Raw genomic sequence first — 9,883 nt, 5'->3', positions numbered from 1 at the left:
ACGTTTATGTTCACTATGTAGATACAGAAGGCAAGACCATCAAGTCAGATGTGACGGATGAAGACGCTCAACCAGTGGACAAAGACTACGACACAGTGGTAGACAACCGCCCACAAGAGATTGAATTCGAAGGCAAGACTTATGAATTGGTCCCAGCAGGTAACTACACAGTTGGTGAAGTGGATGATGAGGGTCACCTCAAGTCAACCGACCCAACAACCGGTAAGGTCATCGAAGGCGATAAGAATGTCACCTACGTATACAAACTGAAGGAAACCCCAGCAGAGCCGAAGAAGGGTGAAGTGATCATCACTTACGTAGACGAAAATGGCAAGGAAATCGAAAAACCTCGTCAAGATACACCAAACTCACCTTATGACACACCATATAACACCACTGAGGAAGGTGAAAAACCTAACACTATTAAGACTCCAGACGGTAAGACCTACAAGATCGTACCGAAAGGTGACTACCCAGTAGGTAAAGTGGACGAAGATGGGCACTTGGAATCATCTGATCCAGTTAAAGGTAAAGTTGATAAACCTAAATCAACCATCACTTACGTCTATAAAGAAGTGAAGGAAGACCCAACTCAACCTAAGGGTAACGTTTATGTTCACTATGTAGATACAGAAGGCAAGACCATCAAGTCAGATGTGACGGATGAAGAAAATCAACCAGTTGATAAGGACTACAACACAGTGGTAGACAACCGTCCACAAACAATCGAAAAAGACGGTAAGACTTATGAATTGGTCCCAGCAGGCAACTACACAGTTGGTGAAGTGGATGACGAAGGACACTTGAAATCTACCGACCCTACTACAGGTAAAGTGATCGAAGGCGATAAGAATGTAACGTATGTTTACAAACTTAAAGAAACCCCAGACAAGCCTGTAGAGCCAACTCCAGACAAGCCTGTAGAGCCAACTCCAGACAAGCCTGTAGAACCAACTCCAGACAAGCCTGTAGAACCAACTCCAGACAAACCTGTAGAGCCAACTCCAGACAAACCTGTAGAACCAATTCCAGACAAGCCTGTAGAGCCAACTCCAGACAAGCCTGTAGAGCCGACTCCAGACAAGCCTGTAGAACCAACCCCAGACAAGCCTGTAGAGCCAACCCCAGATAAGCCTGTAGAGCCAACCCCAGATAAGCCTGTAGAGCCAACCCCAGATAAGCCAGTGGATCCAACCCCAGGTAAACCAGTGAATCCAACCCCAGGTAAACCAGTGGACCCAACCCCAGGTAAACCAGTGGACCCAACCCCAGGTAAACCAATGGACCCAACATCAGGTAAACCAGTAGAGTCAACACCAGCTAAAGGACAACTTCCAAATACTGGTGAAACTACATCTGTAGGATCAACTGTACTCGGACTAGTTGCAGGACTTGTAGGATTGGCAGCACTTGGACGTCGTAAAGAGGAAGACGAAAAATAATTCTTCTTCCTTTGGTGAATGATTGATTTATCTTCATTCAAAACGCCAGTTTTAATTGGTGACTAGGATAGGCCTTAAAGCCTTGAAAAAGGGGATGTTCACTCCCCTTTTTCAACTAGTCATACACCTAACTAAGAAGCATTAAAATGATATAAAACGAGCCTCCCACCATAAACAGTTTAAAAGTTTTATACTGTTTATCTAAAAAAAGGGGGCTCTTTTCTTATAATCAAGAAAGTAAATGCAAGTTTAAATTACTTATTTGAAATTAAATATTATAGTAGCAGCTAACCTGATGCAGAGTGATAATCATCTGGAAAAGATCATATAATTGTTGATGCACCGATGATTGATAAAAACGACAATCCTTAAATCACATATGTAAAAGAGTTTCATTACCAAAATCTAGATCCTTTATAAAAAGTAGGATAAAAATGAATATCTTTTCAGTGGATAAGTTAAAATTTTTTTGATAGATATTACTATATAAAAAACGCTTTTTGTGGTAAAATAATACAGATCATAAAAGGAGTGACAAAATGGTAGAACCTAAGTATAAACGTATTTTAATTAAGTTATCAGGTGAAGCGTTAGCCGGTGAACGGGGTGTCGGAATTGATATCAAAACGGTTCAAAAGATGGCCCTTGAAATCAAAGAAGTTCATGACCTTGGAATTGAAATTGCTCTCGTTATCGGTGGAGGAAATCTCTGGCGTGGAGAACCTGCGGCGGAAGCAGGTATGGATCGCGTTCAAGCAGATTACACTGGAATGCTTGGAACAGTTATGAATGCCTTGGTGATGGCGGATTCTCTTCAACAGGTTGGAGTAGATACGCGTGTCCAAACTGCGATTGCCATGCAACAAGTCGCTGAGCCTTATATCCGTGGCCGCGCACTTCGTCACTTGGAAAAAGAGCGTATTGTTATCTTTGGTGCAGGCATTGGTTCTCCATACTTCTCAACGGATACAACGGCTGCTCTTCGTGCCGCTGAAATTGAAGCAGACGCAATCTTGATGGCTAAGAATGGGGTAGACGGCGTTTATAATGCTGATCCAAAGAAAGACAAGACAGCTGTGAAGTTTGAAGAATTAACTCACCGTGATGTCATCAATAAAGGCCTTCGTATCATGGATTCGACAGCATCGACCATCTCAATGGACAATGATATTGACTTAGTCGTTTTCAACATGAATGAGCCAGGGAACATCAAACGCGTTGTCTTTGGAGAAAATATCGGTACTACCGTTTCTAATAATGTAGAAAAATAAGGAAGTTAGAGGAATAAAATGGCAAATCCAATCGTAGAAAAAGCTAAAGAAAGAATGACTCAGTCTCACCAAAGTTTGGGACGTGAATTTGGAAGTATCCGTGCAGGCCGTGCAAATGCAAGTCTCTTGGATCGGATCTATGTTCAATATTACGGAGTTGATACTCCATTGAATCAAATCGCATCAATCACCATTCCAGAAGCTCGTGTGATGTTGATCACACCTTTTGACAAGTCTTCATTGAAAGATATCGAGCACGCTTTGAATGCTTCTGATCTTGGCATTACTCCAGCCAACGATGGTTCGGTTATCCGCTTGGTCATCCCAGCTTTGACAGAAGAAACTCGTCGTGACTTGGCCAAAGAAGTGAAAAAAGTCGGTGAAAATGCTAAAGTAGCGATCCGTAACATCCGCCGTGATGCGATGGATGAAGCGAAGAAGCAAGAAAAAGCTAAAGAAATCACTGAAGATGAATTGAAGAATCTTGAGAAAGAGATCCAAAAAGTAACCGATGATGCTGTGAAACATGTTGATGAAATGACAGCACACAAAGAAAAAGAATTGCTTGAAGTTTAATCATTTCCAGCAGTTTACAGAGGAAATGAACTCAGTTGGCACTGCTGGCTGAGTTTTATTTCCATTAAGGGGCTATTGATGAGCTTTAGCCAGAAAGAAGGAAAAAATGAATACCAACCTCGCACATGATATCGTGGGCCTTGTAACGGATGAGAATGATCGCTTTTACTTTGTCCAGAAGGATGGGCAGACTTATGCCTTGGACAAGTCTGAAGGAGAGCATGCACTTGGAGAATCCGTCAAGGGCTTTGCCTATACGGATATGAAGCAACGTTTGCGTCTGACCACCCTAGAAGTCACAGCCCGTCAGGACCAATTTGGCTGGGGGACAGTGACTGAAGTTCGCAAGGACCTGGGTGTATTTGTCGATACGGGTCTACCCGATAAGGAGATTGTCGTCTCTCTGGATATTTTGCCAGAAATCAAGGATCTGTGGCCGAAAAAAGGCGATAAACTCTTTGTTCGCCTAGAAGTTGATAAAAAAGATCGGATCTGGGGTGTCTTGGCCTACCAAGAAGACTTCCAGCGAATTGCTCGTCCAGCCTACAACAATATGCAAAACCAGAACTGGCCGGCCATCGTCTATCGCTTAAAACTTTCAGGGACCTTTGTTTACCTGCCTGAGAATAATATGCTGGGCTTTATCCATCCAAGTGAGCGCTATGCCGAACCCCGTTTGGGACAAGTCTTAGATGCTCGGGTCATCGGTTTCCGAGAGGTGGATCGGACCTTGAATTTGTCCTTGAAACCACGCTCGTTTGAAATGCTTGAAAACGATGCGCAGATGATTTTGGCCTACTTGGAGGGGAATGGTGGCTTTATGACCTTGAATGACAAGTCCTCCCCAGAAGAGATTAAGGCAACCTTTGGAATTTCCAAGGGGCAGTTCAAAAAGGCTCTGGGTGGCTTGATGAAAGCGAAAAAAATCAAGCAAGACCAGTTTGGAACGGAACTAATCTAAGAGGAGCCTTATGCGAAAATCATTTTACACTTGGCTGATGACAGAGCGCAATCCCAAAAGCAATGCTCCGAAAGCCTTGCTAGCTGATCTAGCTTTCCATGAGTCTGCCTTTCCAAAACATACAGATGATTTTGATGAGGTCAGCCGCTTTCTGGAAGAACATGCCAGTTTCTCCTTTAATCTAGGAGAATTTGATGCGATCTGGGAAGAATACTTAGGTCATTAGTAACAGAAGATAGTGGTGAGCCGGGGATGGTCAATTCTCGGTCACTTTGTTATAATAGAGAAAACTTACAGAAATAGAGAGGTTCTTTATTTGAAAGAACATTCAATTGATATTCAATTAAGTCATCCAGATGATCTCTTCCATCTGTTTGGATCCAATGAGCGTCATTTGCGTTTGATGGAGCAAGAGTTGGATGTGATCATCCATGCTCGAACAGAAATTGTCCAGGTCATTGGGCAAGAAGAAGATTGTGAGAAAGCTAGACAAGTCATTGAGGCTTTGCTGATCTTGGTGAATCGTGGTATGACCATCGGGACGCCGGATGTCGTAACAGCTATTCAAATGGTTCGCAATGATGAATTGGATAAGTTCGTCGCCTTGTATGAAGAAGAAATCATCAAGGATAGCTACGGCAAGCCCATTCGGGTCAAAACGCTGGGGCAAAAGATTTATGTCGATAGTGTCAAGCACCATGATGTGACCTTCGGGATTGGACCAGCCGGGACAGGAAAAACCTTCCTAGCTGTGACTTTGGCTGTCACCGCCCTCAAGCGTGGTCAAGTTAAGAGGATCATTTTGACCCGTCCAGCTGTAGAAGCAGGAGAGAGCCTTGGTTTCCTTCCAGGAGATCTCAAGGAAAAAGTAGACCCTTATCTACGACCAGTCTATGATGCCCTCTACCAAATCTTAGGGAAAGATCAGACTACTCGGATGATGGAACGAGAAATTATCGAGATTGCCCCTCTGGCCTATATGCGGGGACGGACCTTGGACGATGCCTTTGTCATTTTAGATGAAGCGCAAAATACAACTATCATGCAGATGAAGATGTTCTTGACCCGTCTTGGTTTTAACTCCAAGATGATTGTCAATGGAGATACCAGCCAGATTGACCTCCCTCGAAATGTCAAATCCGGTTTGATTGATGCTCAGGAGAAATTAAAAAATATTTCTCAAATTGACTTTGTGCATTTCTCTGCCAAGGATGTCGTTCGCCATCCAGTAGTAGCAGAGATTATCCGGGCCTACGAGCCCATCCCGAATTCAGTCCTCAAAGAAAAACTGGATGTGGAAGAAGAAGCAGAATAAAAAAGGGAGTGGGAAAAAACTCAGACTAATTAAAAAGAGTTCGTTTTCCCACCCCCGCACAATTGATTAGGTCGTCTTTGGAGCTTTAAAAGCGAACAAAGATGCCAATCAACCACTGCGTCATGTAGTTATTACTATCATACAACGAAGGCTGGACACGTTTTGCCCAGCCTTTTAAATATTAGAAATTAAACCAATTCATCAATTGGTGTGAAGTTGCGTTCTAGACCTTCTGCAACTGGTTGGCTTGTGATATGGCCTTGGTAAGTAGTAACACCTTGGCGCAAGCCTTCATCAAGGGCGATGGCCTTGTGGAAACCGTTGTCAGCCAAAGCTTCGACATAAGGTAGGGTCACGTTGGTGAGGGCGATGGTAGAAGTGCGAGCGACAGCCCCTGGGATATTGGCAACGGCATAGTGGAGCACGCCGTGTTTTTCGTAAACTGGCTCTGTATGCGTTGTCACACGATCCGCTGTTTCAATAACCCCACCTTGGTCGACGGCTACATCGACGATGACAGAACCGGGACGCATTTGTTTGACCATATCGTCTGTCACTAATTTAGGAGCTTTAGCCCCAGGGATCAGGACAGCTCCGATAACAACATCGGCATCACGGACACTGGCTTCAATGTTAAATGGATTGGACATAAGGGTTTGGATTTGGTGACCAAAGACATCTTCCAGAACAGCCAAACGTTTAGCGCTGATATCTAAGATGGTCACTTGGGCGCCGAGTCCAAGTGCAATCCGAGCTGCGTGGGTTCCAACGACCCCGCCTCCTATGATGGTAACTTTCCCTTTAGGAACACCAGGTACCCCACCTAGGAGGACACCAGATCCACCTTCTTGTTTGGTGAGGAAGTGAGCTCCGATTTGCACCGCCATTCGTCCAGCAACCTCACTCATTGGTACCAAAAGAGGCAATTGTCCTTCAAGGTCTCGAACCGTTTCGTAAGCCACCCCAGTTGTCTTGGCAGTCACCATGGCATCAGCTAATTCAGGTGCAGCAGCCATGTGCAAGTAGGTGAAGAGCAAGAGGTCTTCACGAAGGAAGTCGTATTCTTCAGCGAGGGGTTCTTTGACCTTGACCACCAATTCAGCTGCCCAAGCTTCTGCAGCAGTTGCAACGATAGTCGCTCCTTGTTTGGCGTAATCTTCATCGCCAAAGCCAGAACCAAGTCCAGCATTTGTTTCTACCAAAACTTGATGGCCTTTCTTCACCAAGCTTTGTACACCTGCAGGTGTCAAACCGACCCGATTTTCATTGTTTTTAATTTCTTTTGGGATACCGATTAACATGATTATTTCTCCTTACTTAGATATGGGTGTAAAAAGGTCATTGGCGTGAGATTGCTCTCCTAACTCAATAACCTTTTCACTCCTCATCTCATTTTTTTAACCGAATGGTTTTATTTTATAGAAAAGTGGGTCAAAAAGCAAGAAAAATTTGAGCTTGCCTTCCTTTATGTTATTTGCTGAACTAATCCCTAAAGAAGGAGTGCTAAATGGAAAATTTATATGTGAAGTTAGCGGCTTATCGTGAAGTGGAGACAGATCGTTTGCACTTGCGTCCGGTCACTCTAGAAGATGCACCGGCTATGTTTGAGTACGTTTCTAATGAAACAGTTACGCGCTATACCTTTGCAACCAATCAAAGTCTAGAAGAGACGCGTAATAATATTGCCCTCTTTTACCTAGCGAGCCCACTTGGAAGATGGGGGATCGAGCTCAAAGAAAATGGAAAATTTATCGGGACTATTGATTTACTAGATTTGGATCTTTGTCTGAAGAAGGGGAGTATCGGTTATGTTCTGAATAAAGATTATTGGAACCAAGGTCTTGCGACAGAAGCTACAAAGGCAATCATTGCCTTGGCTTTTGAACAGTTAGGGATGAACAAGCTCATTGCTGTTCATGATCAGGACAACCCAGCTTCTGGCCGGGTGATGGCCAAATCAGGGATGAAATTTTCTCACGAGGAGCCCTACGCGATGCTAGACCTGCATGAAGAAGGGCGAATGGTGACGAGAGTCCATTATGTCCTCACGAAGGAAGAATATTTGGCAGAAAAATGAGTCAGGATATTGACAAAAGACCTATCTCCATGATATAGTAGATAGGTACTGCTGGTTTAGCTCAGTCGGTAGAGCGCATCCATGGTAAGGATGAGGTCGCCGGTTCAATCCCGGCAACTAGCATAGTAGAAGAGAGAAGCTTAGAGAAGATCTAGGCTTCTTTTTTTGCAAGTCCATCTTTAAAAGTCCGGATTTTTCAACAATTTTCAAAAAAACGTTGACAAGCACAGAAATCCGTGGTAAAGTTAGAACAACAAAGAGAAAGGAGAAAACCATCATGAACAAAGTAACATTCTTGATGACACAATTGAATACACAGCTTCTCCAATCTCAGTTGAGTTCTATGTAAAAATTGAATGGAACCCAAGATGGAGGAGTCTGTCTTGGGTTTTTTGTATGCATTTTTGCCTGCCTTAACTGAATTGGTGACAGGCATCAGAAGACCCAAGTGTGGACTGAGCACGTACTCAGCTCCTTGCTTGGGTTTTTTCTGTGCCATTTTGAAAAGGAGAATATATGATCAGAGCTATTTGGGAGTATATCAGGGAACGCAAGTGGCGATATGTGAAGATCGCTATGGTCCTGATTCTTTATGATTACACTTTATTGATCCCGACGCAAGTCATCCAGCGCTTAGTGGATCATTTGAGTCAGCAGACGCTGACGCAATCCAACTTTGTATGGGATATGGTCCTATTGGTGGGATCAGCCATCCTCAATTACCTGACGGCTTTTTATTGGCAGTTGCGCCTCTTTCAGTCGTCAGTCCATTTCAAGGCAACCCTTCAGGGACAAGCGTTTCGTAAGCTAGTAGCTATGCGGCGTCCCTTTTTTGAGAAATTCCGTTCAGGGGATCTCTTGACGCGGTTCACGACAGATGTGGATGGGATGGCTGATATGGCTGGTTACGGGATGATGGTGCTCCTGTTTGGCGGTGGCTTGTTTGCCTTTATTATTCCGACCATGTTTTTCATTTCTTGGCAATTAACCTTGATTTCCTTTATTCCTATGATCTTCCTCGTCGTCTCTACCTATTTTTTGAGTAGAAAGCAGGAGGAGTATGTTGAGCAAAACCGGGAAGCAGTCGCTCAGTTGAATGATGAAGTCTTGGAGTCGATCGAAGGAATTCGGGTCATGCGGGCCTATAGTAGACGGGACCAGCAGGTCAAACAGTTTCAGAAAAAAACAGCCAGTCTATCCAAAACAGGGGACAAAATTGCCTCTATCCAGTATTCTTTTGGACCTTTAGCCCTGTTGTTTATTGGATTCTCGACAGTCTTGCTCTTGCTATTTGGAGGCCGGTCCCTGGCAAACGGGCAGTTGAGCCTTGGTAAGTTATTGGCTTTACAGCTGTATTTGGTCTTTTTAATTGAGCCTATGTGGATGATGGCGGACCTGATCTTGGTCTACCAGACAGGGCAAATGTCCTATAAAAAATTAAAAGAAGTGATTGATGAAACGGATGATCTGGAGCCAGATGGTTCTCACTACCTAGAGCAGATTGATTTGGTGCAGTTTAAGGACTATTCTTTCAGCTATCCTGATGCTGAGCGAAAGAGCCTATCAGGCATTGATTGGACTATTCAGAAAGGACAGACGGTTGGGATTGTTGGTCGTACCGGTGCAGGAAAGACTACCCTGGTTCGACAATTCTTGCGGCAGTACCCAGTTGGTGAGGGAGAATTCTTGGTCAACCAGCAACCGATCGTGGACTACAACCGACACTCCATCGAAGAAAAAATTGGCTATGTTTCCCAAGAACATATTTTATTCTCCAAGTCTATCCGTGAGAATATAGCGCTTGGTAAAAAAGGAGCCAGCCAAGAAGACTTGGTGGAAGCAGTAGCCCAAGCTGCTTTTGCGGATGATCTCGAGCGGATGTCTCATGGAATGGACACCCTGATCGGTGAGAAAGGGGTCTCTGTATCAGGTGGTCAAAAACAACGGATCTCCCTGGCGCGTGCCTTCTTAAGAGATGCAGAGCTCTTGCTGTTAGATGATTCCCTTTCGGCGGTGGATGCGAAGACTGAACAGGCCATTATTGACACCATTCAAAAAGAACGAAAAGACAAGACGACCATCATTGTTTCCCATCGCTTGTCAGCTGTTCATCAGGCGGATTGGATCATCGTCTTGGATCAAGGGCAGATTGTAGAAGAAGGCAGGGCTAGTGATTTATTAGCTCAAGAGGGCTGGTATTATGAACAATACCAACGGCAACAAAAACAGGAAGGAGAATAA

Annotated in this window: 9 protein-coding genes and 1 tRNA gene; 9 read left to right on the top strand and 1 reads right to left on the bottom strand. The window is 44.1% G+C overall.

Annotated features, from left to right (window positions below; genetic code table 11):
• The 6 genes from ABT997_RS02280 to ABT997_RS02255 all read left to right on the top strand — a co-directional run.
• Positions 1-1,442, top strand: a 1,442-nt coding sequence (locus tag ABT997_RS02280; protein ID WP_350018626.1) for an LPXTG cell wall anchor domain-containing protein, incomplete at its 5' end; no start/stop codon positions are given.
• Positions 1,443-1,981: 539 nt separating this feature from the next.
• Positions 1,982-2,713 carry a UMP kinase gene (gene pyrH, locus ABT997_RS02275; protein WP_006595852.1) on the top strand — a complete coding sequence of 244 codons (732 nt, stop codon included), beginning with the start codon at positions 1,982-1,984 and terminating at the stop codon, positions 2,711-2,713.
• Between the two features lie 18 nt (positions 2,714-2,731).
• Positions 2,732-3,289, top strand: coding sequence for a ribosome recycling factor (frr, locus tag ABT997_RS02270; protein WP_048689643.1), 558 nt, complete (start codon positions 2,732-2,734; stop codon positions 3,287-3,289).
• Positions 3,290-3,395: 106 nt separating this feature from the next.
• Entirely contained in the window at positions 3,396-4,250 is an 855-nt protein-coding gene (gene cvfB / locus ABT997_RS02265) for an RNA-binding virulence regulatory protein CvfB (protein ID WP_048717452.1), read from the top strand.
• A 10-nt stretch (positions 4,251-4,260) separates the two neighbouring features.
• Positions 4,261-4,476 carry a YozE family protein gene (locus ABT997_RS02260; RefSeq protein ID WP_048689636.1) on the top strand — a complete coding sequence of 72 codons (216 nt, stop codon included), beginning with the start codon at positions 4,261-4,263 and terminating at the stop codon, positions 4,474-4,476.
• Positions 4,477-4,566: 90 nt separating this feature from the next.
• Positions 4,567-5,565 carry a PhoH family protein gene (locus ABT997_RS02255; protein ID WP_350018625.1) on the top strand — a complete coding sequence of 333 codons (999 nt, stop codon included), beginning with the start codon at positions 4,567-4,569 and terminating at the stop codon, positions 5,563-5,565.
• 188 nt (positions 5,566-5,753) lie between these two features.
• Here ABT997_RS02255 and ald read toward each other — a convergent pair whose 3' ends face one another.
• Positions 5,754-6,866 (bottom strand): alanine dehydrogenase, encoded by a 1,113-nt coding sequence (gene ald, locus ABT997_RS02250; protein WP_048789576.1) that lies wholly within the window; start codon positions 6,864-6,866, stop codon positions 5,754-5,756.
• Positions 6,867-7,072: 206 nt separating this feature from the next.
• On the opposite strand from ald, the gene ABT997_RS02245 reads away from it, so the two are divergent.
• From ABT997_RS02245 to tetA(46), 3 genes are all read left to right on the top strand, one after another.
• A complete protein-coding gene (locus ABT997_RS02245) occupies positions 7,073-7,642 on the top strand; it encodes a GNAT family N-acetyltransferase (protein ID WP_350018624.1) in 570 nt (189 codons plus the stop codon).
• A gap of 50 nt (positions 7,643-7,692) precedes the next feature.
• Positions 7,693-7,765: transfer RNA gene (locus ABT997_RS02240), tRNA-Thr, on the top strand.
• A 393-nt stretch (positions 7,766-8,158) separates the two neighbouring features.
• The gene (gene tetA(46), locus ABT997_RS02235; protein WP_350018623.1) at positions 8,159-9,883 is read left to right on the top strand and encodes a tetracycline efflux ABC transporter Tet(46) subunit A; all 1,725 of its coding nucleotides are present in this window, start codon (positions 8,159-8,161) and stop codon (positions 9,881-9,883) included.

This window comes from Streptococcus australis (genome assembly GCF_040226615.1).
Taxonomy (GTDB): Bacteria; Bacillota; Bacilli; order Lactobacillales; family Streptococcaceae; genus Streptococcus; species Streptococcus australis_E.
This window is presented reverse-complemented; position numbering and strand designations above follow the sequence as displayed.

What these genes read in the sequence shown, in the direction of transcription:
- frr (WP_048689643.1), top strand. Translation starts at nt 2,732, where the DNA reads ATGGCAAATCCAATCGTAGAAAAAGCTAAAGAAAGAATGACTCAGTCT.
- ABT997_RS02245 (WP_350018624.1), top strand. Translation starts at nt 7,073, where the DNA reads ATGGAAAATTTATATGTGAAGTTAGCGGCTTATCGTGAAGTGGAGACA.
- pyrH (WP_006595852.1), top strand. Translation starts at nt 1,982, where the DNA reads ATGGTAGAACCTAAGTATAAACGTATTTTAATTAAGTTATCAGGTGAA.
- cvfB (WP_048717452.1), top strand. Translation starts at nt 3,396, where the DNA reads ATGAATACCAACCTCGCACATGATATCGTGGGCCTTGTAACGGATGAG.
- ABT997_RS02260 (WP_048689636.1), top strand. Translation starts at nt 4,261, where the DNA reads ATGCGAAAATCATTTTACACTTGGCTGATGACAGAGCGCAATCCCAAA.
- ald (WP_048789576.1), bottom strand. Translation starts at nt 6,866, where the DNA reads ATGTTAATCGGTATCCCAAAAGAAATTAAAAACAATGAAAATCGGGTC.